The 23,301-nt window shown below is 65.3% G+C and carries 23 protein-coding genes, 1 tRNA gene and 2 pseudogenes; 12 read left to right on the top strand and 14 right to left on the bottom strand.

Going from position 1 to position 23,301, the window contains the following annotated elements:
• Positions 1-27 precede the first annotated feature (27 nt).
• The 10 genes and pseudogenes from ACIGJB_RS06015 to cysS form a co-directional block, all read right to left on the bottom strand.
• A complete protein-coding gene (locus ACIGJB_RS06015; protein ID WP_483731826.1) occupies positions 28-1,197 on the bottom strand; it encodes an FAD-dependent monooxygenase in 1,170 nt (389 codons plus the stop codon).
• Complete coding sequence (locus ACIGJB_RS06010; RefSeq protein ID WP_483731825.1) at positions 1,089-1,427, bottom strand: FAD-dependent oxidoreductase; 339 nt, start codon at positions 1,425-1,427, stop codon at positions 1,089-1,091. The genes ACIGJB_RS06015 and ACIGJB_RS06010 overlap by 109 nt, the downstream gene beginning before the upstream one ends.
• 189 nt (positions 1,428-1,616) lie before the next feature.
• Positions 1,617-1,721, bottom strand: a pseudogene (locus ACIGJB_RS06005) (LysR family transcriptional regulator); the annotation flags it as partial.
• Positions 1,722-1,820: 99 nt separating this feature from the next.
• A pseudogene (locus ACIGJB_RS06000) lies at positions 1,821-1,895 on the bottom strand (hypothetical protein); the annotation flags it as partial.
• Positions 1,896-2,019: 124 nt separating this feature from the next.
• A tRNA-Ser gene (locus ACIGJB_RS05995) sits at positions 2,020-2,113 on the bottom strand.
• A 131-nt stretch (positions 2,114-2,244) separates the two neighbouring features.
• Entirely contained in the window at positions 2,245-3,495 is a 1,251-nt protein-coding gene (locus ACIGJB_RS05990) for an aspartate kinase (protein WP_483711071.1), read from the bottom strand.
• 82 nt (positions 3,496-3,577) lie between these two features.
• Complete coding sequence (gene tilS / locus ACIGJB_RS05985) at positions 3,578-5,068, bottom strand: tRNA lysidine(34) synthetase TilS (RefSeq protein ID WP_483731824.1); 1,491 nt, start codon at positions 5,066-5,068, stop codon at positions 3,578-3,580.
• A complete protein-coding gene (locus ACIGJB_RS05980; RefSeq protein WP_483711069.1) occupies positions 5,034-6,005 on the bottom strand; it encodes an acetyl-CoA carboxylase carboxyltransferase subunit alpha in 972 nt (323 codons plus the stop codon). The genes tilS and ACIGJB_RS05980 overlap by 35 nt, the downstream gene beginning before the upstream one ends.
• A gap of 115 nt (positions 6,006-6,120) precedes the next feature.
• Complete coding sequence (locus tag ACIGJB_RS05975) at positions 6,121-6,891, bottom strand: DNA-3-methyladenine glycosylase family protein (RefSeq protein WP_483731823.1); 771 nt, start codon at positions 6,889-6,891, stop codon at positions 6,121-6,123.
• Positions 6,876-8,264, bottom strand: a complete 1,389-nt coding sequence (gene cysS, locus ACIGJB_RS05970) for a cysteine--tRNA ligase (RefSeq protein ID WP_483731822.1) — start codon at positions 8,262-8,264, stop codon at positions 6,876-6,878. The genes ACIGJB_RS05975 and cysS overlap by 16 nt, the downstream gene beginning before the upstream one ends.
• A 246-nt stretch (positions 8,265-8,510) precedes the next feature.
• Between cysS and ACIGJB_RS05965 the strand changes: the two genes are divergently transcribed.
• From ACIGJB_RS05965 to ACIGJB_RS05950, 4 genes are all read left to right on the top strand, one after another.
• On the top strand, positions 8,511-9,173 hold the full coding sequence (locus ACIGJB_RS05965) for a tetratricopeptide repeat protein (RefSeq protein ID WP_483731821.1): 663 nt from the start codon (positions 8,511-8,513) through the stop codon (positions 9,171-9,173).
• An 80-nt stretch (positions 9,174-9,253) separates the two neighbouring features.
• Complete coding sequence (locus ACIGJB_RS05960; protein WP_483731820.1) at positions 9,254-9,841, top strand: peptidylprolyl isomerase; 588 nt, start codon at positions 9,254-9,256, stop codon at positions 9,839-9,841.
• 24 nt (positions 9,842-9,865) lie between these two features.
• The gene (locus ACIGJB_RS05955; RefSeq protein WP_483711064.1) at positions 9,866-10,366 is read left to right on the top strand and encodes a peptidylprolyl isomerase; all 501 of its coding nucleotides are present in this window, start codon (positions 9,866-9,868) and stop codon (positions 10,364-10,366) included.
• 75 nt (positions 10,367-10,441) lie between these two features.
• Entirely contained in the window at positions 10,442-11,239 is a 798-nt protein-coding gene (locus tag ACIGJB_RS05950; RefSeq protein WP_483731819.1) for a UDP-2,3-diacylglucosamine diphosphatase, read from the top strand.
• 43 nt (positions 11,240-11,282) lie between these two features.
• Here ACIGJB_RS05950 and cysE read toward each other — a convergent pair whose 3' ends face one another.
• Together cysE and ACIGJB_RS05940 are read right to left on the bottom strand one after the other, a co-directional pair.
• On the bottom strand, positions 11,283-12,026 hold the full coding sequence (gene cysE / locus ACIGJB_RS05945; protein ID WP_483711062.1) for a serine O-acetyltransferase: 744 nt from the start codon (positions 12,024-12,026) through the stop codon (positions 11,283-11,285).
• 261 nt (positions 12,027-12,287) lie between these two features.
• Positions 12,288-13,172, bottom strand: a complete 885-nt coding sequence (locus ACIGJB_RS05940; protein WP_483731818.1) for an RNA methyltransferase — start codon at positions 13,170-13,172, stop codon at positions 12,288-12,290.
• Between the two features lie 176 nt (positions 13,173-13,348).
• Here ACIGJB_RS05940 and ACIGJB_RS05935 point away from each other — a divergent pair, with 176 nt between their 5' ends.
• The 6 genes from ACIGJB_RS05935 to ACIGJB_RS05910 all read left to right on the top strand — a co-directional run bounded on the left by ACIGJB_RS05935 (position 13,349) and on the right by ACIGJB_RS05910 (position 20,115).
• A complete protein-coding gene (locus tag ACIGJB_RS05935; protein ID WP_483731817.1) occupies positions 13,349-14,170 on the top strand; it encodes an inositol monophosphatase family protein in 822 nt (273 codons plus the stop codon).
• A gap of 157 nt (positions 14,171-14,327) precedes the next feature.
• Positions 14,328-14,543, top strand: coding sequence for an HP1242/YdcH family protein (locus ACIGJB_RS05930; RefSeq protein WP_483731816.1), 216 nt, complete (start codon positions 14,328-14,330; stop codon positions 14,541-14,543).
• 1 nt (position 14,544) lies between these two features.
• A complete protein-coding gene (gene ppk2, locus ACIGJB_RS05925) occupies positions 14,545-15,639 on the top strand; it encodes a polyphosphate kinase 2 (RefSeq protein WP_483731815.1) in 1,095 nt (364 codons plus the stop codon).
• Between the two features lie 46 nt (positions 15,640-15,685).
• On the top strand, positions 15,686-16,120 hold the full coding sequence (locus tag ACIGJB_RS05920) for a universal stress protein (protein WP_483731814.1): 435 nt from the start codon (positions 15,686-15,688) through the stop codon (positions 16,118-16,120).
• 330 nt (positions 16,121-16,450) lie between these two features.
• Positions 16,451-19,075: a DNA mismatch repair protein MutS gene (gene mutS, locus ACIGJB_RS05915; RefSeq protein WP_483731813.1), complete on the top strand. Its 2,625-nt coding sequence runs from the start codon at positions 16,451-16,453 to the stop codon at positions 19,073-19,075.
• On the top strand, positions 19,072-20,115 hold the full coding sequence (locus ACIGJB_RS05910; RefSeq protein ID WP_483731812.1) for a hypothetical protein: 1,044 nt from the start codon (positions 19,072-19,074) through the stop codon (positions 20,113-20,115). Before mutS ends, ACIGJB_RS05910 begins: the two co-directional genes overlap by 4 nt.
• Positions 20,116-20,184: 69 nt before the next feature.
• Here the strand turns inward: ACIGJB_RS05910 and ACIGJB_RS05905 are convergent, their stop codons facing one another.
• Complete coding sequence (locus ACIGJB_RS05905; protein ID WP_483711054.1) at positions 20,185-20,709, bottom strand: FKBP-type peptidyl-prolyl cis-trans isomerase; 525 nt, start codon at positions 20,707-20,709, stop codon at positions 20,185-20,187.
• Positions 20,710-20,720: 11 nt separating this feature from the next.
• On the opposite strand from ACIGJB_RS05905, the gene ACIGJB_RS05900 reads away from it, so the two are divergent.
• Both ACIGJB_RS05900 and ACIGJB_RS05895 read left to right on the top strand, forming a co-directional pair.
• Positions 20,721-21,929, top strand: a complete 1,209-nt coding sequence (locus tag ACIGJB_RS05900; RefSeq protein ID WP_483731811.1) for a JmjC domain-containing protein — start codon at positions 20,721-20,723, stop codon at positions 21,927-21,929.
• Between the two features lie 200 nt (positions 21,930-22,129).
• On the top strand, positions 22,130-22,372 hold the full coding sequence (locus tag ACIGJB_RS05895; RefSeq protein WP_011297289.1) for a hypothetical protein: 243 nt from the start codon (positions 22,130-22,132) through the stop codon (positions 22,370-22,372).
• A gap of 91 nt (positions 22,373-22,463) precedes the next feature.
• Here ACIGJB_RS05895 and ACIGJB_RS05890 read toward each other — a convergent pair whose 3' ends face one another.
• Entirely contained in the window at positions 22,464-23,252 is a 789-nt protein-coding gene (locus tag ACIGJB_RS05890; protein ID WP_483731810.1) for an MBL fold metallo-hydrolase, read from the bottom strand.
• Positions 23,253-23,301: the final 49 nt, after the last annotated feature.

The following is a 23,301-nucleotide window of genomic DNA, read 5'->3' as shown; positions in this document are numbered from 1 at the left end:
CCGCCCCTGCCCGTTGGGGGTGGGGGTTCAACGCAGCGAACACTGCTGTACTGAGCGTACCCAACCTGACTCCCGCGCAATGATAACGACTTCCTCTCTGTTGCAGCAATTGCGCCCGCGCGTGGTCGCAGCGCCGAACGTGCGGCGCACGCAAGCCGGGAACCGTGCTTTCTTCGTAGTCCAGCAAGGATTGAGCGGGAGGAACGGCTCCGTCACGCATGACGATGCGTGAGCCGTACGTTGTACCGAGTGGAAGCCTGTGTGCAGGATGCTCGCACTGCCATGCCGGGTCACGGCTGCGCGCAGGAATGCCGCGGCCGTTTCACCGAGGCGGGCATTTCGGGCTGCGTTGGGCTCACCGACCAGCGCGGCGGCAACGATGGCCTGGAAATGCATGGCGTTGTACGTTGCCGCCTTGATCGCCAGTTCGGCGCGCGGCTTGCGCTCGGCCGGATAGGTATCCAGCAAATCCGCGCTAGCCGTGCCCGCACCACCAGAGCGAGCTTCCACGCGAGGTTGTTGGCATCCTGAACGCTGATGTTGGCGCCAAAGCCCCCCAAGGGGAATGCCAGTGCGCGGCGTCGCCGGCAAACAGCACTCGCCCAGCGCGCCAGTCGCGCAGCCAGTGGTGTAGTCGAAGCGATAAGTCTCGACGATCTCCACGGGCAACTCGGGCATGCCTAGTGCGCCACGAATGCGTGCCTTGACGTCATCCGGCGTTGGCAGACTCTCTTCATCGTGCCGGAAGCTATAGCGCCACAACCCGGAGCCGGGATGCTGGCTGCCGAACCAGCCCGCATGGCGCGGATCCAGGATGACGCTATGGAAGTAGGCGTCGCGGCCGAGCGTATCGTCCAGATCCGCGCGTAACCCCGTGAGAGTCTGGTTACCGAAGGTCGGTCCGTGGTCTTCGCCTGCGCCGAGCTGGCTACGCACGAAACTTCGGGCGCCGTCGCAAGCCACAAGATAGCGACAGGCAATCCGCTGTGTATCGCCAGTGGGGCCGCGTACAGCCAGTGTCACCTTCTCTCCGTCTTGAGCCACACCAGCAACGGTAGCGCTGAAGTGCAGCTTCACCGTCGGCCAGCTCAAGGCCTGCCGGCGCAGTGCCGCCTCGTAATCGGACGCCGGCACCTTGCGCGGCGCCACCAGCGAGAGCGCCTGCCACTTGCGCGCGTAAGCTTCGTCCGATTCCACGGACTGGCGGACCTCCGCCACAGCCCCGTCGGCCACGCCAGATAGTAGCCCTGGCCGTTTGACCGGCTCACCGGCCAGCCCGCCCCGTCCAACTGCTGCCAAACGCCCCATTGGCGATACAGCTCCGCCGTGGACCCATGGACGGATTGCCCCTTCGGCAGCAGCGTCGTGCCGGGCCGTTTGTCGAATAACGCCACGCGAATGCCGGCCCTGCCCAGAAGGTGGGCCATCGCGAGCCCTACCGGCCCCGACCGCAAATGGCAACTTCGCAGGAATCACCGGCCGGCAAGTCATCGTTCATGCGGGCCGCGGTCATGCCAGAGCTGGAGTCGGGCCGTAGACGACAACTTCGGTATCGGCGTCCACGCCCCACGTGGCAAGCGTCCGAGTCAGGTCCGCCAGATCGGGCAGGGGAAGATTGCCGCTCGAGGAAGTAGCCGTTCGCCCGCTTCGGTCGGTGAAACGCTGCGCGTCGTCCGGGTCAGCAGCGCATTGCCCAGAGGATCGGACTCTGCCCTCGTGGTCTGCCAGCGCCGCCAAGCTCGAGGATACCTTGCGCGCAAGACGCTCAGCCATCGTTTCTTCGTGCCCAAGCTCCGAATAATCTCGCGCTTGCCGCTGTGCTGCTCGATGAGGTCTAGGGGGGTTTTGCGGTGGAAGTAGCAGACGCTGCCGCGAAACTGGATGGTCGTTGCCATTCGGGTTCTCACAGGTATCGGTGTAACACCTGCGCGGCATAGGGTGCCGCCTGAACCCCGCCCAGAAAAAACAAAACCCCGGAAGACCGCGATCTTCCGGGGTTCGCCGCCAATACAGATGTAGTGGCGGAGACGGAGGGATTCGAACCCTCGATCCAGGTTTTGGCCCAGATGCTCCCTTAGCAGGGGAGTGCCTTCGACCTCTCGGCCACGTCTCCCAAACTTGCGTTGTCCGAGGGAGCCGAACAACGAAGCGCAAATTCTAGCGATGCCTTCGTGATTGGTCAACGAAAAATCGATAACTCAACACAAAAAATTTCGGCGCCGCCAGAAATAACTAACGAACGGATCAGGCTTGTTCCAGTTCGAATGCCTTGTGCAGCGCGCGCACGGCGAGTTCCATGTACTTCTCGTCGATCAGCACAGAGATCTTGATCTCCGAAGTGGAGATCATCTGGATGTTGATGCCCTCTTCCGACAGCGTGCGGAACATCTTGCTGGCGACGCCGACGTGCGAGCGCATGCCCACGCCGACCACCGAGACCTTCGACACCTTCGGGTCGCCCGACACGCTGGCCGCGCCAACGTGCGGCTTGACGCTGTCGGTCAGCAGCGTCAGCGTGCGCTGGTAGTCGCCGCGCGGCACGGTGAAGGTGAAGTCGGTCTTGCCGTCCACCGACTGGTTCTGGATGATCATGTCGACGTCGATATTGGCGTCGGCGACCGGGCCCAGGATCTGGTATGCAATGCCCGGCTTATCCGGCACGCCCAGGACGGTGATCTTGGCTTCATCGCGGGCAAACGCGATGCCGGAGATGACTGCGGCTTCCATGTTGGAATCTTCCTCAAAAGTGATCAGCGTGCCCGAGTTGATTTCGTTCTCGAGCGGCATGAGCGGGTCGGTCAGCGACGACAGCACGCGGGTCTTCACGCGGTACTTGCCTGCGAACTCCACCGAGCGGATTTGCAGCACCTTGGAGCCCAGGCTGGCCATTTCCAGCATTTCCTCGAAGGTGATCTTGTCCAGGCGGCGGGCGTCCTCGACCACGCGCGGATCGGTCGTGTACACGCCATCCACGTCGGTGTAGATCAGGCATTCGTCAGCCTCGATGGCGGCGGCAATGGCCACGGCCGAGGTGTCCGAGCCGCCACGGCCGAGCGTCGTGATGTTGCCGTTGTCGTCGATCCCCTGGAAACCGGTGATCACCACCACGCGGCCGGCATCCAGGTCGCCGAGGATACGCTCGTCGTCGATGGATTCGATGCGCGCCTTGGTGTGCGACGAATCGGTCTTCACCGGCACCTGCCAGCCCGTGTAGCTGACCGCGTCGATGTTCTCGCCGTGCAGCGCAATGGCGAGCAGCGCGACGCTGGCCTGTTCGCCAGTCGAGGCGAGCATGTCCAGCTCACGCGGATTCGGCTCGGCCGAAATCTCCTTGGCGAGTCCAAGCAGGCGATTGGTTTCGCCCGACATGGCCGAAGGCACCACGACTACGCGGTGACCGGCGCGGTGCCACTTGGCAACGCGCTTGGCGACATTCTTGATGCGTTCCGTGGAACCCATCGAAGTGCCGCCGTATTTGTGAACGATGAGAGCCATCTTCTTGTCGACGCCAGCGATTGTGCAAAGCTTTCGAAAATACACGAACCGAGCGCATCAGGCAAGGCAAAACGGCGCGGGCTCAGGAAGGAAAGTGATGTGGGCGGCCAGCGTCGGGCTGCTCTCTGCCTTCGCCGCCTGCCGACTGCACCCACTCGACACGCCAGCGCGGCGCGTGCGGCGCTTCGCCCCAGCGGCGATGCATGCCAAGCCCCCCTGCCATGACCAGCACGTCGCCGGCCCACAGCAGCGGCAGCCAGCTCCGTCGCCAGCGCGGCACGCCAGCCTCCTGGTAGGCCTGCTTGAGCGCACGCGCGGGACCGCCGGGTCGAAGCACGATGCGTTCGCCGCCATGGCGCGCAGCGAGCCGCAGGGGCTGCCGCAGCACGGCTTCGGGCACGCCGAAGGTATCGTCGCGCGTGAAATGCAGTTCGCCGCGCCAGGCCGGCACCACGATGCGCGCCTCGCCAGACCATGAGAACGCCTGCGGCACGGGCAGCGTCTCGGGCTCGGGCCTGCAGGCCAGGACCCTGCCCTGGAACCTGCGCAGCACCAGGCCATCATGCGCAATCGCCGGCTCGCCGCCACCGTGGTCGAGCAATTGCCCGCGCATGGCGGCCAGCCGGGCGGTCGACGGCGCACGGGTGCCGAGATCGCGCAGCCAGAGACGCAGCACGGCATCGGCATGGGAAGCGGGCAAGGCGCGCAGGCCTTGCAGGTCCAGTTCGGCCAGCGTGTCGGCATCGCGCGCTGGCACCACCAGGCGCGCCAGCGCGGCGCCCGCCAGGTCGTCGAGCATGCTGGCGGCCTGTGCAAAATGGACAGCAGCCTGCGCGACGTTTGCGCGCAGCCCGGGGAAGGCCTGCTCCAACAGCGGCAATTGCGCGCGCAGCGCGTTGCGCGCAAAGCGCGTGCTGTCGTTGGATGGGTCATCGATCCACGCCAGATCATGCGCGGCGCAATAGCCATCGATGTCAGCGCGCGGCACGTCCAGCCATGGCCGCAGCAATACGATGTCAGCGTCTTCGTCCAGCCGCCGCATGGCGGGCATACCGGCCATGCCCGCCACCCCCGCACCGCGAAACAGCCGGAGCAGTACGGTCTCGACCTGGTCATCAAGATGGTGGGCAAACAGCAGCAGCCCCGCACCGCTGGCGCGGCACATCTCGCCGAGCGCCTGGTAGCGTGCGCGGCGCGCGGCGGCCTCGATGCCCTCGCCCGTGCCGGCCTGTACCGAGACACGCCTGACGAAATAGCCCAGTTGCCATTGCGCGCACAGCTGCGCGCAGAAGTTATCCCAGTCGTCCGCCTGCGACTGCAGGCCGTGATGCACGTGCAGGGCCACCACACGGGCCGGCAGGCTCCATGCGGACACTGCGTCCTGCGCGGCATGGAGCAGCGCTACCGAATCGCGGCCGCCCGACAACGCCACGGCCACCACCATTTCCGCAGGACCGGACGCCGCGCCACCAGAAACAACAAAGGCCGCACTGGCCTGGAGGGCCTGTGCGACCTTGTCGGTCAGGCGGTCGGACAGGTCAGTCCTGGACGCCGGTTTCCTTGAACTTGCCATAGGCGAGCAGGCGTTCGTAGCGGCGCGCTTGCAGCTCCTTCACGCTCACGCCCTGGAACTGGCGCAGCGATTCGGCCAGCGAACGCTTGAGCATGGCAGCCATGCCCTTGACATCGCGGTGCGCGCCGCCCAGCGGCTCGCTGACGATCTTGTCGATCAGGCCCAGCGCCTTCAGGCGGTGGGCGGTCAGGCCCAGGGCTTCCGCGGCTTCCGGCGCCTTCTCTGCCGTCTTCCACAGGATCGAGGCGCAGCCTTCCGGCGAGATCACCGCGTAAGTCGCGAATTGCAGCATCTGCACGACATCGCCGACGGCAATGGCCAGCGCACCACCCGAACCGCCTTCGCCGATGATCGTGGCGATCAGGGGCACCTTCAGGCCGGCCATGACGTAGAGGTTATGGCCGATCGCTTCGGACTGGCCACGCTCTTCCGCATCGATGCCCGGGAACGCGCCCGGCGTGTCCACGAACGTGAAAATCGGCAGGCCGAATTTGTCGGCCAGTTCCATCAGGCGCTTGGCCTTGCGATAGCCCTCAGGCTTGGGCATGCCGAAATTGCGCAGCGCGCGCTCTTTCGTGTCACGGCCCTTCTGGTGGCCGATGACCATGCACGCCTGGCCATTGAACCGAGCCAGGCCGCCGACGATGGAAAGATCGTCGGCAAAGGTGCGGTCGCCATGCAGCTCGTGGAAATCGGTGAAGATTTCACGCACGTAGTCGAGCGTGTACGGGCGCTGCGGATGGCGGGCGATCTGCGCAACCTGCCATGGAGTCAGGTTGGCGTAGATGTCCTTGGTGAGCTGCTGGCTCTTGCCGGCCAGCCGCGAAATCTCTTCGGAAATATCGACAGCCGAATCGTCCTGCACAAAACGCAGTTCTTCGATCTTTGCCTCGAGTTCGGCAATGGGCTGCTCAAAATCCAGGAAGGTGGTTTTCATAAAATCACACGTACCTGTCTGTGAAGGGGCGCATTCTACCGGAATTTAGCCGCTATCTTTGCGCCGGGCAGATAGCCTTTACTGCACCTGCAGCTACTTTTTCTTACGGCTATGCCTAATACGTCACTGGCAACGGGTCGAGACTACGCCACATGTACCAGGTAGCCACTGTCCGCCAGGGTTCCCAGTTTGCCGCGACTTCACGCGCCTCGCTACGGGTCACCGGCTCGCCGCTGAAGTAATTGGCCGAGATGGCGTTGATCAGCCCGACGTCATCGAGGGGCAGCACGTTGGGCCGCATCAGATTGAACATCAGGAACATCTCGGACGTCCAGCGGCCGATGCCGCGAATCTGCGTCAGCTCTGCAATGACGGCTTCGTCGTCCATCACCGCCCATTCGCTCACGTGGACGCGGCCAGCCTTGAAGTGGTCCGCCAGGTCGGTAATGTATTCGGCCTTGCGACGCGACAGCCCGCATGCGGCCAGCTTTTCCGGCCCGGCGCGCAGGAACTGCGCGGGCGTCAGCTTCGGACAGGCGGCGACCAGCCGCTCCCAGACCGATTGCGCCGCCTTGACGGAGATCTGCTGCCCCACCACCGAGCGCGCCAGCGTGATGAACGGATCGCCGCGCGACACCAGGTGCGCCGGGCCGTACGTCGGGATCATCTTGCGCAGGATGCGGTCGCGCTTCATCAGGTCGGCACAGGCCTCATCCCAGTACGCCGGGCGTACGGCATCGACGACGGTCTCGACCGGCAACGGCAACGCCTCCGCTTCCGGCAGCACGACCTTGCCATCCTTCGCGCTGCCCTTGGCGGCACGCGAAGTGGCGGTCCTGGCCGGCGTGGCGGGCTTGCGCGCGGCAGCGTTCAAGCACGCCTCCATTCGGTCGCACCGCCCGGCTTGTCTTCCAGCACGATGCCCGCGGCGAGCAGTTCCGCGCGGATGCGGTCGGCTTCGGCGAAGTCGCGCCCGGCCTTTGCGGCCTTGCGCGCAGCGATCAGTGCCTCGATCTCGTCGGGCGCGGGGCCGTCGGCCTGATTGCCGCGCTGCAGGAAGGTGTGCGGGTCGCGCTCGAGCAGGCCGAGCGTGCCGGCCAGTCCCTTGAGCTGGCGGGCCGCCACGGAGGAGCCGGTCCGGTTGATCTCGCTGGCGAGGTCGAACAGCACCGACACGGCGATCGGCGTGTTGAAGTCGTCGCCCATGGCCTCGGCAAAGCGCTTCGCGTGCGGCTCGTCCCAGTCCACGGCATAGCCGCCGGGCTGGGTGTCCTTGAGCGCCGTGTAAAGGCGGGTCAGCGCGTGGCGGGCGTCGTCCAGATGGGCATCGCTGTAGTTCAGCGGGCTGCGGTAGTGGGCACGCAGGATAAAGAAACGCACGACTTCCGGGTCGTACGCTTTCAGCACCTCGCGGATGGTGAAGAAGTTGCCGAGCGATTTCGACATCTTCTCGTCATTCACGCGCACAAAGCCGTTGTGCATCCACACGTTGACGAACGGCTTGCCGCTCGCGCCTTCGGACTGGGCGATCTCGTTCTCGTGGTGCGGGAACTGCAGGTCGGCGCCGCCGCCGTGGATATCGAAATGCTCGCCAAGCAGCGTGCAGGCCATGGCCGAGCATTCGATATGCCAGCCCGGGCGGCCCATGCCCCACCGCGAGTCCCACTTGCTCTCGGGCGGCTCGCTGGCCTTGGCCGATTTCCACAGCACGAAGTCCAGCGGATCCTGCTTGGCATCATTGGCCGTCACGCGTTCGCCGGCGCGCAGGTCTTCCAGCGACTTGCCGGACAGCTTGCCGTAGCCATCGAACTTGCGCACCGAATAGTTCACGTCGCCATCGGCCGCCTGATAGGCAAGGCCTTTCGCTTCGAGCTTGCCGATCAGGTCGAGCATCTGCGGCACGTAGTCGGTCGCGCGCGGCTCATGGTCCGGGCGGACAATGCCCAGTGCGTCGGCATCCTCGTGCATGTACTGGATAAAACGCGTCGTCAGCTGGCCGATCGTCTCGCCATTCTCGGCCGCGCGCCGGATGATCTTGTCGTCGATATCCGTGATGTTCTGGACGAAAGTCACCTCGTAGCCCGCAGCGCGCAGCCAGCGGTGCACCATGTCGAACACCACCATCACGCGCGCGTGGCCGACGTGACAATAGTCGTACACGGTCATGCCGCAGACATACATGCGGACCTTGCCGGGTTCGATGGGCACGAATGGCTGTTTCTCACGCGCGAGCGTGTTGTAGATGTTCAGAAGCTGCATGAAGCAATGAGTGTGATGTGAGGTGCCTGCCGGCACGCTGTCGTCCGGCCCCTGGACTGCGTCATCGGGGGCCGGCGCGATGGTGCACGCGCAAACACCGGAGCCCCGTATCTTACCGGAAGCGTCATGCCGCCACGCACTGCGAACGCAGCCGCTGGCGCCGCCCCGGTGCGCCCGCATGCACGTGCTTCGTGCCAGCGGTGCCGCTTTGCTAGAATGCCGCGGAGTATAACGGACCCTCCTTCAATGAGCCTGACCCTGCCCACCGAGCGCCTCGCCCCAGCGCGCCGCGCCATGACTGCACTGGCCGTCCTTGCCGCGCTGGCGGGGGCCGCCCATGCGCAGAACGGCCCGCTGTCGCTGGCCGCCCCTACCGCGCCGCCATCGGGCCCGCGCTCGGCCGATCCGGGCATGGACAAGGCCGAACGCGCCGCCGCCGGCAAGCGCTACGACGAAGCCATTTCCGGCTACGACCGCGTGCTGGCCGCCAACCCGCGCAATGCGCAGGCCCGGTTCGAGCGCGCCTGGGCCATGGCCAAGGCCGGCCGCGAGGACGAGGCGATCCAGGCCTTCGCCGAAATGGCGCAGGACTTCCCCGAACTGCCGGAGCCGCACAACAACCTGGCGCTGCTCTACGCGAAGCGCGGTGACCTGAAACGGGCAGAAGCGGAGTTGCTGCTTGCCACCGAGGTCAAACCCGGCTTCGCCATCGGCTATACCAACCTGGGCGACGTCTATCGCCGACTGGCCGAAGAGGCTTATGCCGAGGCCCTGCGCCGCAACCCCGGCGACACCCGCGCCGGCACGGCGCTGCGTCAGTTGCGGCCGGCCGCAAATGCGACAAACCCGGCAAGCCCGGTGTCTCCGGCTCCGATGCACGCGCCCGCGAGCGCTCCCGCCGCTCGCTGATACCGCGACCGTCCACTTTCTGTTCCGTCGCCGGGACACCAACGCCCGGCGCAATTCTCAAGACTACCGGAGCCGCAGTCATGATCCGTTCCCGCCGCATCCTCCTGGCCGGCCTGAGCGCCGCCGCGCTGGCCCTGTCCGCACTGCCGTCGATGGCGCAGCAGGCGCAGAAGGCCGAACGTGTGCAGTTCGTCACCAGCCAGGGCAAGTTCACCGTCGAAGTCTATCCCGACGCGGCGCCCAAGACCGTCGCCAACTTCATGGAATACGTGAAGAGCGGCTTCTACACCGGCACCATCTTCCACCGCGTGATCAACGGTTTCATGGTGCAGGGCGGCGGTTTCGACCGCGAGATGAAGCAGAAGCCGACGCGCGCGCCGATCCCGCTGGAAGCCCAGAACGGGCTGAAGAACAAGGCCGGCACGGTGGCCATGGCACGCACCGGCGACCCGAACTCGGCCACGGCCCAGTTCTTCGTCAATGTGGTAGATAATCCGAATCTCGACTACCCGCAGCCGGACGGCAACGGCTACGCAGTATTCGGCAAGGTGGTGGACGGCATGGATACGATCGAGAAGATCAAGAACGCGCCCACCACGGCCTACGGCCCCATGCGCAATGTGCCGGCCACGCCCATCGTGATCGAGTCGGCCAGCGTCATCCAATAAACACTACCGAACAGAGGAAAGCCCATGTCCAAGGTCCAGCTTCACACCAACCAGGGTGTCATCACTATCGAACTCGACGCCGAGAAGGCTCCGAAGTCGGTCGAGAACTTCCTGTCGTATGTCCGCAAGGGCCACTATGACAACACCGTCTTCCACCGCGTGATCAAGAACTTCATGATCCAGGGCGGCGGCTTCGAACCCGGCATGAAGCAAAAGGGCACCGACGCGCCGATCGAGAACGAAGCCGGCAACGGCCTGAAGAACGACAAGTACACCGTGGCCATGGCACGCACCAATGCGCCCCACTCCGCCACCGCCCAATTCTTCATCAACGTGGTCGACAACGACTTCCTGAACTTCAGCTCGCCGACGCCGCAGGGCTTCGGCTATGCCGTGTTCGGCAAGGTCGTTGATGGCACCGACGTGGTCGAGAAGATCAAGGGCGTGCGCACCGGCAGCTCGGGCTTCCACCAGGACGTGCCGCTGGAAGACGTCGTGATCGAAAAGGCCGTGGTCGTCGAGTAAGCACGCGACCATGCCTCACGATTGCGGCTTCATGCAACCTCTCCTGCCGGCAACCCTACCCTTCAGGCCGCGCGCATGACCGCAATCCCCACCACGCCGGTGGCCGGTCCCCTCGAGGTACAGGCGCCGGCGTGGTTCATTTCCGACCTGCACCTGACGCCGGGCATGCCCCGCACGCTGGCCGCGTTCGAGCGCGTGCTGGAGCGCGCCGCCAATGAGGCCCGCACGCTTTTCATCCTGGGCGACTTCTTCGAGTTCTGGGTCGGTGACGAAGAGACCGACTCGCCGTTTGCCACGCAGGTGGCAATGGCGCTGCGCACGCTGGCCGGGCGCGGCGTGCCGGTCTACCTGATGCACGGCAACCGCGACTTCCTGCTGGGCAAGCGCTTTGCCGACGCCGCGGGCGTAACTTTGCTGCCCGACCCGTCCGTCATTCTCTGCGCCGGCCAGCGCGTCGTGCTGAGCCACGGCGACATGCTGTGCACCGACGACGAGCGCTACAACCGCTTTCGACGCTGGACCCGCAAGCCCTGGGTGCAGCGCCTGTTCCTGGCCCTGCCGCAGTCGGCACGGCTGGCCGTGGCGCGGCGCCTGCGCGCCGACAGCGAGGCCGGACGCCTGCGCCAGCTTCAGCAAGGCCTGCCGACCCAGGTCGTGTACGGCGATGCCACGCCGGCCGCGGTCACGGCACTGCTGGAAGCCTGCAACGCACGGCTGCTCGTGCATGGCCACACGCACCGCCCCGCCCGGCACCAGGACGTCTCGGGCGTGCGCTGGGTGCTTACCGACTGGGATCTCGATGGCAGCCATCCGCGCGCCGCGGTGCTGCAACTGGACGACGGCGGCTTTCATTTGCTGCCGCAGACGGCATAAGGGGCAGCCCAGGCTGCCCCTCTTTGTTTTCCCGATTCCTCGCTTACTTCATCAGCCTGCGCAGTTCGCTCGCGTCGAAGCGGTCGTTCGGCGTGTTCTCGAGATGCTCGCCGAGGCGATCCAGCGCGGCCAGCACGGCCTCGATGCGATCGTTCTGTTTGGCCGCATTGTCGATCAGCCCCTTGAGCGCGAGCGAGACCGGATCATCCGCATTGGGCGTGATGCCATACGCGGAGAACTCCTGCTTGGCGCCTTGCTGCGATGATGGCGCATCGGCCAGGATGATGCGGGCCGGCACGCCCACGGCAGTCGCGCCAGGCGGCACGGGTTTAAGCACGACGGCATTGGAGCCAACACGCGCGCCGTCGCCCACCTCGAAGCCGCCGAGCACCTTGGCACCTGCGCTCACCACGACATTGGCGCCCAGCGTCGGATGGCGCTTCTGCCCCTTGTACAACGATGTGCCGCCGAGTGTCACACCCTGGTAGATCGTGCAGTCGTCTCCGATCTCCGCGGTTTCTCCGATCACCACGCCCATGCCGTGGTCGATGAAGACGCGCCGGCCGAGCTTGACCGCGGGGTGAATCTCGATACCGGTGAGAAAGCGTGACCAGTGCGAAATCCAGCGCCCCAGCCAATGGAACCCGGCATGCCAGCAGGCGTGGGCGAAGCGGTGGAACACCACGGCGTGCAAGCCGGGATAGCAGGTCAGGACTTCCAGGCGGCTGCGCGCGGCGGGATCGCGCAGCATGATGGTGTCGATATCTTCCTTCAGGCGAGAGAACATCTTGGTCGTGTCGTGTTGCCGCGCCGTGCGCCGGCCACGACGGCATCTGCCGTGGGCGCGGTCGCCGGCGTGGTCATTGGCCGGTGAAAACGGGATCAGGGAGTGTAAGAGATTTGCTGCCCCGATGCCGTGAGGGTCATTGGCTTCGACGCGTGTTCAACATCGCTCCGAGAGGTGTGCGCGGCCGGCCCCAGGACAGCGCGCGCCATGGGGCATCGCTGCGGGGAAATGCGGGATTTGGGCCGGGTTGTGCGCCACTGTTCAGTGTTCCTCTTGGCGGGTCGGCGCGGCCGGCCCGGGTTGTTCTGGCTTGCTGATACTCGTACCACTTCGCACCGCCACCAGCATGTGCTTGGCGATACCGCGCACGATATTCACTTCCTCGCGCTCCAGCCCCGCACGGGCCAGCAGACGCCGCAGGCGCGTCATGAGCTTGCGTGGATTGCCGGGATCGAGAAAGCCGATCGCTTCGAGCCCCTGCTGCAAGTGCCCGAACATCGATTCCACCTGTTCCGCCGTGGCGGGCTCACCAGCATAGCCGATATTGCCACCGTCGTCCGGCGTGCCCTCGGCGCGATCCAGCAACGCCAGGCGCATCTCGTACGCGATCAGTTGCACCGCCTGGGCCAGGTTGAGCGAGCTATAGGCAGGATTGGCGGGGATATGCGTCACCGCCGCGCAGCGCTCGACGACTTCGTTGGGCAGGCCATAGCGCTCGTTGCCGAACACGAACGCAATCTCATCTTCGGCGCGCGCCCCGAGTGCCTTCGCGCCGCGCGCAGCGGCGTCACGCGGCAGCACGCGCGGCGGCCCAAACTCACGCAGCCGCGCGGTCATGGCGATGGTTTGCGTGGCGCCCGACAGCGCGGCCTCGATGCTGTCGACGATCACCGCGCCGGCCAGCACGTCATCGGCGCCGCTGGCCATGGCAACCGCGTCGGGATGCTCGCGCACGGCCGGCTCGCGTGGTGAAACCAGCACCAGGCTGCCAAAGCCCATGGTCTTGATGGCGCGCGCCACCGAGCCCACATTGCCCGGGTGGCTGGTCTCCACCAGCACAAAGCGCACGCGGGCGAACATGGCGTCCGCGGTGGTGGTCGGTGCGGCCGCTCCGACGGCCTGGCTCGTCTCGTTTGCCGGGTTCATATACAATTCAGCTTCTTCTTCGGCGCGGCGCCGATATTTTGCTTGCTCGCGAGACGCTTGCAGCACATATGGCGACGCCCCACGTTCTTCTACAATTCGTTGTGTTGTCAGCTGCCGGGCTCGGCGCGCGCATCCGTTCGCGCTGCCGCAAGGTTCCGGCCGGCCTGGAGAGATTCATGCATCCGATGCTCAATATCGCCATCAAGGCGGCCCGCAAGGCGGGTTCCATCATCAACCGCGCGTCGATCGACGTCGATCTGGTGCGCGTTTCGCGCAAGCAACACAACGATTTCGTGACCGAGGTCGACAAGGCTGCCGAAGCGGCCATCATCGAGATCATCCGCACGGCCTACCCCGAGCACGCCATTCTAGCGGAAGAGTCCGGCCAATCCTGGGCCGAGGGCGAAGACAACCACGAATACACCTGGGTCATCGATCCGCTCGACGGCACCACCAACTTCATCCATGGCTTCCCGCAGTACGCGGTATCGATTGCCCAGCTGCATCGCGGCGTGCCGTCGCAGGCAGTGGTCTATGACCCGACCCGCGACGAACTGTTCACCGCCTCCAAGGGCGCGGGCGCATTCCTGAACAACCGCCGCATCCGCGTGACGCGCCGCGACAAGCTGGCCGACTGCCTGATCGGCACCGGCTTCCCGTTCCGCGACATGGAAGGCGTGGAACAATACCTGGAAATCTTCTCGCTGATGACGCGCAGCTGCGCCGGCCTGCGCCGCCCGGGTGCCGCCGCGCTGGACCTGGCCTACGTGGCCTGCGGCCGCCTGGATGGCTTCTTCGAAAGCGGCCTGAAGCCATGGGACATGGCCGCCGGCATGCTGCTGATCTCGGAATCGGGCGGCCTGGTCGGCAACTATGCCGGCGAAGCGCGCCAGATGGAACAAGGCGAAGTGCTGGCCGGCAACCCGAAGGCGTTTGCCCAGATGGTCCGCCTGCTGTCCCCGTACTCGCTGGACAACGCGAAGCCCGCGACGATCTGATCGTTTTCGTTTGCGCGCAAGACGCCCGCCAACCGGCGGGCGTTTTTGTTTTGCGCCCTGCCGGCGACGTCCGGGCCACGATGATCCAGATCAAGACCACCGCACCCTGGGTTACTCAGAATAGGTAATTCGATGCACCTGTTTGAGGAGGCCCCATATGTTCCCCGAGTACCGCGACCAGATTTCCTTGCTGAAGACGCAGGACGCCCATTTCGCACGGCTGTTCAACCTGCACAATCAGCTCGACCACGAAATCAGCAACATGGAAGCCGGCATCGTGCGCGGCACGCCGCTGGAGATCGAACGCCTCAAGAAGGAAAAACTCCAGCTCAAGGACCAGCTCTACGCCATCCTGCGCAAGGCGCAAGCCTGACATGGCAGGAACCCTCCACGACGACACCTCGCCCGGCACGGTTCGCGCCGCCGCACGCGGCGACGTGCTGCCCACCAATACGGCCCGCTCGGCCGAACGCAATGAAGTGAACGATGCCGTCGACGCGGCCGTGCAGCTCGCGGCCAGCAGCCTGCAAGACATCATGTCCCGGCAGGACAACGACGGCGTGCTCGACGCCATCCGCACGCTGATGGATGGCCTGTCGCCGGACGAGGCCGGGCAGTTGCGCAGCCTGATCCTCGAAGGCGACCCGGGCGCCTGGCAAGCCGGCAGGAAGCGGCACCCCGACGAAGAACTGTCGGCCGGCTGGCGCGAAGGCGCCTATCCGTACCAGAACCTGATGTCGCGCCGCAATTACGAGAAGCAGAAGTACCGCCTGCAGGTGGAACTCCTGAAGCTGCAGGCCTGGGTGCGCGAGACCGGCCAGCGTGTGGTGATCCTGTTCGAAGGCCGCGACGCGGCCGGCAAGGGCGGCACCATCAAACGCTTCATGGAACACATGAATCCGCGCGGCGCGCGCGTGGTGGCGCTCGAGAAGCCCACCGATTCTGAGCGCGGCCAGTGGTACTTCCAGCGCTACGTCCAGCACCTGCCCTCGGCCGGCGAAATCGTCCTGTTCGACCGCTCCTGGTACAACCGCGCCGGCGTCGAGCATGTGATGGGCTTCTGCACGCCGCAGCAGTACCAGGACTTCCTGCAGCAGGCACCCGAATTCGAGCGCCACCTGGTCCGCAGCGGCATCCACCTGTTCAAGTTCTGGTTCTCCGTCAGCCGGCAAGAGCAGCGGCGACGCTTCAAGGAGCGCGAAATCCATCCGCTCAAGCAATGGAAGCTCAGCCCGGTCGACATCGCCTCGCTCGACAAGTGGGAAGCCTACACCCGCGCCAAGGAAGCGATGTTCGCCCACACGGACACAGCCGACGCACCGTGGACCGTGATCCGTTCCGATTGCAAGAAGCGCGCGCGGCTGAACGCGTTGCGATTCATCCTGTCGCGCTTTCCCTATGCCAACCGCGACACCACCGCGATCGGACAGGCCGACCCGCTGATCGTCGGACGCGCGATCGCAAACTGATCCCCATCCCTCTCACTCTTCCGTCATAGAAAAAAAAAGGCAATCCATGTTCAAGCACGTCCTGCTCCCGGTTGATGGCTCCGAGCTTTCGCACAAGGCTGTTTCCGCCGCCATCGAATTCGCACGCGCGACCGGCGCCCGGCTGACGCCATATATGTGCGTGGAAGAATATCCCTACGTCCTGTCGACCGATTCCAGCCACGAAAAGCGGGACGTATTCAAGCAACGCGTGGAAGCGGCTGCCAGGCAGGAACTGTCGCGCATCGAGGCCACGGCAGCACTGGCCGGCGTGCCTTGCACCGGCCACGTCTCCACGGCGGCCGCACCATTCCGCGGGATCATCAACAGTGCAGAGGATCTCGGCTGCGACGTCATCTTCATGGCCTCGCATGGCCGCAGCGGCATTGCCGGCCTGCTGCTCGGCAGCGAGACACAGAAGGTACTGACGCACAGTGCGGTCCCCGTGCTGGTGTTCCGCTGATACGGCCGCCGCGCTCTTGACGGCACCGGCTTCCATGGCCGCGCCCGGCATAGCGGTTGCCATGCCGGGCCTCACCACGATTTCCCGACCTCGCCCAATGCGGCCACAAGCCCGCCTGCGGTAAACTCCCTGCTTTGGCCGCCCGCACACAATGCGGGCCACATCCGCACGCCACGGAACCCCATGCCGACGAAGAGACGGCAACGACCCGCAACGCCGTACGCCACGGGTTGCCCGCGTTGCCGCGCGGCCACGCCAGACAAGGGAATGCAGGAGAAAATCGAATTGAATCAGGAAGTTGCAAAACCCCTTGCGGAGAAGCACACCCCCATGATGGCGCAATACCTGCGCATCAAGGCGGACCATCCGGAAACCCTCCTCTTCTACCGGATGGGGGATTTTTATGAGCTGTTCCACGACGATGCCGAAAAGGCGGCGCGACTGCTCGACATCACGCTGACCGCGCGCGGCAGCTCCAACGGGGTGCCGATCCGCATGGCCGGCATTCCGTTCCACTCGGCGGACCAGTACCTCGCCAAGCTGGTCAAGCTCGGCGAATCCGTGGCCATCTGCGAACAGATCGGCGATCCGGCCGCGAGCAAGGGGCCGGTGGAGCGCAAGGTGGTGCGCATCGTCACCCCTGGCACGCTGACCGATGCCGCGCTGCTGCCGGACAAGATCGATACCTTCCTGATGGCCGTGCACCAGCAGACCACGCGCCGCGGCGTCAGCAAGACCGGCCTGGCCTGGCTCAACCTGGCGAGCGGCGAATTGCGGCTGATGGAATGCGAAGCGGCGCAACTGGCGCGCGAACTCGAACGCATCCGCCCTGCCGAGCTGCTCTATGCGGATGGCATCGACCTGCCGGTCGTTGCGTGCGCACGCACGCGCCTGCCGGAGTGGCACTTCGACCAGGATGCCGCCACGCGCCGCTTGCTGGAGCAGCTTGGCGTGGCCAGCCTGGAACCGTTCGGCTGCGCCGGCCTGGGCGCCGCGATCGGCGCGGCCGGCGCGCTGCTGAACTATGCGGCCACCACGCAAGGCCAGTCGCTGCGCCATGTACGTGAAATCAAGGTCGAACGCGAATCGGAATTCGTCGGACTGGACTCCGCCACGCGCCGCAACCTGGAGTTGACCGAAACCCTGCGCGGCGGCGAATCGCCCACGCTGTTCTCGCTGCTCGACACCTGCGCCACCACCATGGGCAGCCGCGCGCTGCGCCATTGGCTGCATCATCCGCTGCGCGACCCCGCCCTGCCGCGCGCGCGCCAGCAGGCTATCGGCGCACTGATCGACCACGGTATCGAGGACCTGCGCAGCGGGCTACGCAAGCTGGCCGACGTGGAGCGCATCACTTCGCGCCTGGCGCTGCTGAACGCGCGCCCGCGCGACCTGTCGTCACTGCGCGATACGCTGCGCGCGCTGCCCCACGTGAGTGCCTGCCTCCCCGTCGAACCCGACAGCTCGCTGCTGTCGCTGACGCTGGCCGAACTTGGCGTGCCCCAGGCCTGCCTGGACCTGCTCGCCGCCGCTGTCACAGAGGAGCCTGCCACGGTCATCCGCGACGGCGGCGTGATCGCGCGCGGCTACGACGCCGAACTGGACGAGTTGCGCGATATCTCGGAAAACTGCGGCCAGTTCCTGGTGGATCTGGAAGCGCGCGAGCGCACGCGCACGGGCATCGCCAACCTGCGCGTGGAATACAACCGCGTGCATGGTTTCTACATCGAAGTCACCAACGGCCAGGCCGACAAGGTGCCGGACGACTACCGCCGCCGGCAGACGCTGAAAAATGCCGAGCGCTACATCACGCCCGAGCTGAAGGCCTTCGAGGACAAGGCGCTGTCGGCCCAGGACCGTGCGCTGGCACGCGAGAAGCTGCTCTATGACGGCCTGCTCCAGGCGCTGCTGCCGCATATCGGCGAACTGCAGCGCGTGGCCGGCGCGCTGGCGCGCCTTGACGTGCTCGCGGCGCTGGCCGAGCGCGCCCAGACGCTGGACTGGTCCTGCCCCGAGCGCGTTGCCGAAAACGTGATCGATATCGTGCAGGGTCGCCACCCGGTCGTGGAAGGCCAGCTTGCCGCCGAATCGGTACCCTTTATCGCCAACGACTGCCAGCTCAACGAGGCGCGCAAGCTCCTGCTGATCACCGGTCCGAACATGGGCGGCAAGTCGACCTTCATGCGCCAGACCGCGCTGATCGTGCTGCTCGCCTGCGTGGGTGCCTACGTGCCGGCGCGGCGTGCCGTGATCGGCCCGGTGGACCGGATCTTCACGCGCATCGGCGCGGCGGACGACCTGGCCGGCGGACGCTCCACGTTCATGGTCGAAATGACCGAGGCGGCGGGCATCCTGCACCACGCCACGCCTGCCAGCCTGGTGCTGATGGACGAGATCGGCCGCGGCACCTCGACCTTCGACGGGCTCGCGCTGGCATGGGCCATCGCCCGCCACCTGCTGTCGCACAACCGCAGCCACACGCTGTTTGCCACCCACTATTTCGAGCTCACGCAGCTGCCGCAGGAATTTCCGCAGGCGGCCAACGTGCATCTCTCGGCCGTGGAACATGGCGACGGCATCGTCTTCCTGCATGCGGTGCAGGACGGCCCGGCCAGCCAGAGCTATGGCCTGCAGGTCGCGCAACTCGCCGGCGTGCCCCAACCCGTGATCCGCGCGGCGCGCAAGCACCTGGCATGGCTCGAGCAGCAATCTGCCGAGGCTACGCCCACGCCGCAACTGGACCTGTTTGCGCCGCCGCCGACCCCGGAGCTCGACGATGACGACGACTACGCCGAGGCTGCAAGCACAGTGCGCGCTGGCACGCTGGCCCCGGAGCAGGCCGCCGTGCTGGATGCACTCGCAGACCTCGATCCGGACAGCCTGACGCCCCGTGCTGCCCTGGACGCGCTCTACCGGCTCAAGCTGCTGGCGGACGAGGCTGTCGACGCCGCATGAACGCTTCGGGCAGCCGGCCTCGCGGCCGGTCTTTCCTGCTTGCCGCCCTGCTGCCTTTGCTGGCGGCGATGTCGGTGTCCGCTGCGCAACCGGCGCGCCGCACGGCCAGGCCCGCGCCTCAGCCCGCGACCATCCGCATCGCATTGCTGTCGGACCTGCCGCAGTGGCCGGCCGCCGAAGAGCGCGTCACCGCCTTGCTCGACCTGCTGGCCGAGCGCAAGCTCGACCTGGTGGTCCACGCGGGCGGCATCAAGGGTGATACGGAATCTTGCGGCGATACGGTGCTGCAGGCCAGGCAACACCTGCTCGACCAGTCGCCGCTGCCGCTGGTGTATGTGCCCGGCGAAACCGACTGGGCGGAATGCCACCATCCGGTCAATGGCAACTTCGATGCCGTGGAACGGCTCAACCGCCTGCGCGAACTGTTCTTCCCGGAAGATGCCACGCTCGGCAAGCATCCACGCGCCGTGGTGCGGCAGTCGGACCAGGCCATGTTCCGCAGTTTCCGCGAGAACGTGCGGCTCAGCATCGACAACGTCCTGCTGGTGGGGCTGAACCTTCCCGGCGACAACAACCACTACCGCAGCGAAGGTGGGCGCAATGGCGAATTCGAGGACCGGCGCGAAGCCAACCACCAGTGGCTCGCACGCGCGTTCTCGCTCGCACAGCAGCGGGGCATGGCCGGCATCGTCATCATCGCGCATGCCGATCCGCAGTTCGGCAACGGCTGGGAAAAGCGCGGCAAGCCGACGCTTCTGGACGGCTTCATGCGCCGCCGCCCGCGCGACGGCTACCTGGAGTTCAAGCGGCAATTGCGCGAACTAGCCGGGCGTTATCGCGGACCGGTGCTGCTCGTTCATGCCGGCAGCAATGGCTTCCACATCGACAAGCCGCTGCGCGATGCGGCAGGCAAGCCAATGCCGAACTTCACGCGTGTCGCATTGCCGCCCGGCTCGGCTGCGCAATGGACCGAGCTGATCGTGACGCCCCAGGCATCGTCGCCATTCACCGTGGTGCTGAAGGACGGCGTCAGCAACTAGCGGTAGCCGCTGAAACGCAAAAGAGCCGGAATATCCGGCTCTTTTGCTGAGATCAAGACGCTCGAAGCGTCAGTGCAGCGTGTGCGGCGTGTCGTCGTCATCTTCGTCGACCACCTCGACACCCGAGGCGCCGTGCGCGTGGCCGTGCTCCACTTCCTCGGCCGTGGCTTCACGCACTTCCGACACCTTCAACCAGAAACGCAGCGCCATGCCGGCCAGCGGATGGTTGCCGTCGAGCACTACCTTGTCTTCGGCCACGTCGGTCACGGTGTAGATGACGGAGTCTTCTTCATCGCCATCTTCGGGCATGCCTTCGAACTGCATGCCGACTTCGAGCGGCTCGGGGAAACGGTCGCGCGGCTCGACCTTGACGAGGTCGGCGTCATAGTCGCCGAACGCGTCTTCGGGTTCCAGCTGCAACTGGGTTTCGAAGCCACTGTCGTGGCCGTCGAGTGCTTCCTCGATCTTGGGGAACGTGCCATCATAGCCGCCGTGCAAGTAGACCATGGCCTCATCCGATTCCTCGATCAGATTGCCTTGCGCATCCGACAGCTTGTACATCACGGACACCACCGTGTTCTTAGCGATTTTCAATTCTTGACTCCATGAACGATTCCGCATTATACGCGCACGCCCTGCCACCTGGCCCCGTCGATCCAGATGCACCGCTCGGCCTTCTCGGTGGCATGACGCCCGCTGCATTCATGCGTGATATCTGGCAACGCAAACCGCTTCTGATTCGACAGGCGTTCCCTGGAATCGTGCCGCCTGTGTCGCGCGAAGCGCTTTTGTCACTGGCCGACCGGACCGAAGTCGAATCGCGCCTGGTGACGCACTTTCGCAACAGATGGAAGCTCGAGCAAGGCCCCTTTGCCGCCGAAAACCTGCCGTCCCTCAAGGCGAAACAGTGGACCCTCCTGGTGCAAGGTGTCAACCTCCACGACACGGCCGCGGCCGACCTGATGGGCCAGTTCCGGTTCGTGCCTGACGCCCGGCTGGACGACCTGATGATCAGCTACGCCACCGATGGCGGCGGCGTGGGTCCCCACTTTGACTCGTACGACGTGTTCCTCCTGCAGGTTTCGGGCCGGCGCCGCTGGCGCATCTCGTCGCAGACCAGGCTTGACCTGCTGCCGAACCTGCCGCTGAAAATCCTGGCCGACTTCAGCGCCGAAGAGGAATGGGTACTGGAACCCGGCGACATGCTGTACCTGCCGCCGCAGTATGCCCACGATGGCATTGCCGAGGGCGAATGCATGACCTGCTCGATCGGCTTCCGCGCCCCCGCCTATCGCGAGCTCGCCGGCCATTTCCTGGCGTGGCTTTCGGAAACGGTGGAAGACAACGAAGACCTGGGCGGCCGCTATGCGGACGCCGGCGAACGCGCGGCAAAGCATCCGGCCCAATTGCCCGCGGGCATGGCAAAGGCTGTCGCGCAGCGTCTGAAGGCCCTGCAATGGAACAGCGCGATGGTGTCGGAATTCATCGGCACCTACCTGTCCGAACCCAAGCCGACAGTCGAGTTCGCGGAAGTGCCCGATATTCCAATGCGCCAGTACGCAAAGCTCGCACGCATGCACGGGGTCGTATTGGCCCCGGGTTCGATTGCGCTCTATGACGGTACGCATTTCTTCCTGAACGGCGAAGCTTATGAGCCTCCGCCCGATCTGGCACGTTGGTTGCACAAGTTGGCCGATTATCGGCAACTCACCGCTGCGGAAATCAAGGCATGCGCGGAACTGCCGGACCTGCTCGACACATTCCATCATTGGACGCTGGAGGGCTGGTTGCAGTTGTCACCTGCCGCACTGTAATAATGCGTAACATTGCAATTCCGCAAATTTCGACGCTACACAAGCCGGGAAAACGCGGATATAATCGTCGGCTGGCTAGTACTGTGTACCACTGCATTTGTCGGCACCGGGAGAGCCTCTATTTTGCAGTTCAAGAGCGATAATTACCGGTAATTATTCATCGCCTGTTTTTTTGGTTATTACAAGTTAAAGGACGAACAATGAAGAAGTCTCTCCTGATCGCATCGCTGCTGGCCGCTGTTGCTCTCGCCGCTTGCGGCAAGAAGGAAGAAGCCGCCGCTCCGGCCGCTGACACCGCTGCTCCGGCTGCTGCGGCTCCCGCCGCTGAAGCTTCGGCTCCTGCTGCTGAAGCCCCGGCCGCTCCGGCTGCTGAAGCTTCGGCTCCGGCTGCTGACGCATCGGCTCCGGCCGCTGACGCTTCGGCCCCGGCTGCCAAGCAGTAATTGGTTCGTACCAACGAAAAAACCGACCTTCGGGTCGGTTTTTTCGTTTCTGCGCCGCTCGCAGCGGCACCCTCAACTCATCACCCTCACCTCATCCGCGGACTGATTGCCAGTCCAGCCCGGCCTCCTGGTCCGCCACCAGCACATCCGTCGGCAAGGCGCCAAGTGCCGATGCCAATGCGGCCCTGGCCAACTCCACCGTGTTGTTCTGCTTGCTGAGATGCGCCGCGACTACGCGGTTTAGTCCGCCATGGACAACCTGCGCAAGAATGCTGGCCGCCACCTCGTTCGCCAGATGACCGAAGTCGCCGCCAATGCGCCGCTTCAGTGACGCCGGGTAGACCGAGTTGCGCAGCAGCTCGCGGTCGTGGTTGCATTCAAGCACCAGCGCGTCGACGCCCGACAGGCGCGCCGTCACATAAGGCGTTTCCATGCCGATATCGGTAAGCACACCCAGACGCGCGTCTCCGTTCGAGAGCACGAACTGCAAGGGCTCGCGCGCATCGTGTGGCACCGTGTACGGCAACACCTGCAGGCCTCCGATGCTGAAGACGTGATCGGCAGCACAGACGCGCACGTCGGCCGCGTTGGCGCCTCGCAAATGGCAGGTCGCCAGCCATGTGCCGTGGCTGGTGTGTACGGTCAGGCCATGACGCGCCGCGAAGGCGTAGGCCGAGCCGACATGATCGCCGTGCTCGTGCGTCACCAGCACGGCGTCGAGCTGGTCCGGCGTGACGCCCAGGCGCTCGAGGCGCCTGGCGGTCTCGCGGATGCCGAAGCCGCAGTCCAGCAGGATGCGGGTGGTGGTGGTTCCCTCGCGGGATTCGACCAGCAGCGAGTTGCCCTCGCTGCCGCTGCCAAGAAAGGCAAAGCGCATCATGCTTGCGCCCGTCTCATTGCATGCGGTGCAAAGCGGGCCGGGCGGCCCG

Source organism: Cupriavidus sp. C2SS-8b, from assembly GCF_057073745.1.
Note: the sequence above shows the minus strand (reverse complement) of the source record. Positions and strands in the feature narration are given on the sequence as shown.

What these genes read in the sequence shown, in the direction of transcription:
- ppk2 (WP_483731815.1), top strand. Translation starts at nt 14,545, where the DNA reads ATGGCAGGAACCCTCCACGACGACACCTCGCCCGGCACGGTTCGCGCC.
- ACIGJB_RS05955 (WP_483711064.1), top strand. Translation starts at nt 9,866, where the DNA reads ATGTCCAAGGTCCAGCTTCACACCAACCAGGGTGTCATCACTATCGAA.
- ACIGJB_RS05980 (WP_483711069.1), bottom strand. Translation starts at nt 6,005, where the DNA reads ATGAAAACCACCTTCCTGGATTTTGAGCAGCCCATTGCCGAACTCGAG.
- tilS (WP_483731824.1), bottom strand. Translation starts at nt 5,068, where the DNA reads ATGGCAAGTTCAAGGAAACCGGCGTCCAGGACTGACCTGTCCGACCGC.
- mutS (WP_483731813.1), top strand. Translation starts at nt 16,451, where the DNA reads ATGATGGCGCAATACCTGCGCATCAAGGCGGACCATCCGGAAACCCTC.
- ACIGJB_RS05950 (WP_483731819.1), top strand. Translation starts at nt 10,442, where the DNA reads ATGACCGCAATCCCCACCACGCCGGTGGCCGGTCCCCTCGAGGTACAG.
- ACIGJB_RS05940 (WP_483731818.1), bottom strand. Translation starts at nt 13,172, where the DNA reads ATGAACCCGGCAAACGAGACGAGCCAGGCCGTCGGAGCGGCCGCACCG.
- ACIGJB_RS05930 (WP_483731816.1), top strand. Translation starts at nt 14,328, where the DNA reads ATGTTCCCCGAGTACCGCGACCAGATTTCCTTGCTGAAGACGCAGGAC.
- ACIGJB_RS05990 (WP_483711071.1), bottom strand. Translation starts at nt 3,495, where the DNA reads ATGGCTCTCATCGTTCACAAATACGGCGGCACTTCGATGGGTTCCACG.
- ACIGJB_RS05965 (WP_483731821.1), top strand. Translation starts at nt 8,511, where the DNA reads ATGAGCCTGACCCTGCCCACCGAGCGCCTCGCCCCAGCGCGCCGCGCC.
- ACIGJB_RS05895 (WP_011297289.1), top strand. Translation starts at nt 22,130, where the DNA reads ATGAAGAAGTCTCTCCTGATCGCATCGCTGCTGGCCGCTGTTGCTCTC.
- ACIGJB_RS05975 (WP_483731823.1), bottom strand. Translation starts at nt 6,891, where the DNA reads ATGGAGGCGTGCTTGAACGCTGCCGCGCGCAAGCCCGCCACGCCGGCC.
- cysE (WP_483711062.1), bottom strand. Translation starts at nt 12,026, where the DNA reads ATGTTCTCTCGCCTGAAGGAAGATATCGACACCATCATGCTGCGCGAT.
- ACIGJB_RS05920 (WP_483731814.1), top strand. Translation starts at nt 15,686, where the DNA reads ATGTTCAAGCACGTCCTGCTCCCGGTTGATGGCTCCGAGCTTTCGCAC.
- ACIGJB_RS05890 (WP_483731810.1), bottom strand. Translation starts at nt 23,252, where the DNA reads ATGATGCGCTTTGCCTTTCTTGGCAGCGGCAGCGAGGGCAACTCGCTG.
- ACIGJB_RS05900 (WP_483731811.1), top strand. Translation starts at nt 20,721, where the DNA reads ATGAACGATTCCGCATTATACGCGCACGCCCTGCCACCTGGCCCCGTC.
- cysS (WP_483731822.1), bottom strand. Translation starts at nt 8,264, where the DNA reads ATGCAGCTTCTGAACATCTACAACACGCTCGCGCGTGAGAAACAGCCA.
- ACIGJB_RS05935 (WP_483731817.1), top strand. Translation starts at nt 13,349, where the DNA reads ATGCATCCGATGCTCAATATCGCCATCAAGGCGGCCCGCAAGGCGGGT.
- ACIGJB_RS05910 (WP_483731812.1), top strand. Translation starts at nt 19,072, where the DNA reads ATGAACGCTTCGGGCAGCCGGCCTCGCGGCCGGTCTTTCCTGCTTGCC.
- ACIGJB_RS05960 (WP_483731820.1), top strand. Translation starts at nt 9,254, where the DNA reads ATGATCCGTTCCCGCCGCATCCTCCTGGCCGGCCTGAGCGCCGCCGCG.
- ACIGJB_RS06010 (WP_483731825.1), bottom strand. Translation starts at nt 1,427, where the DNA reads ATGGCCCACCTTCTGGGCAGGGCCGGCATTCGCGTGGCGTTATTCGAC.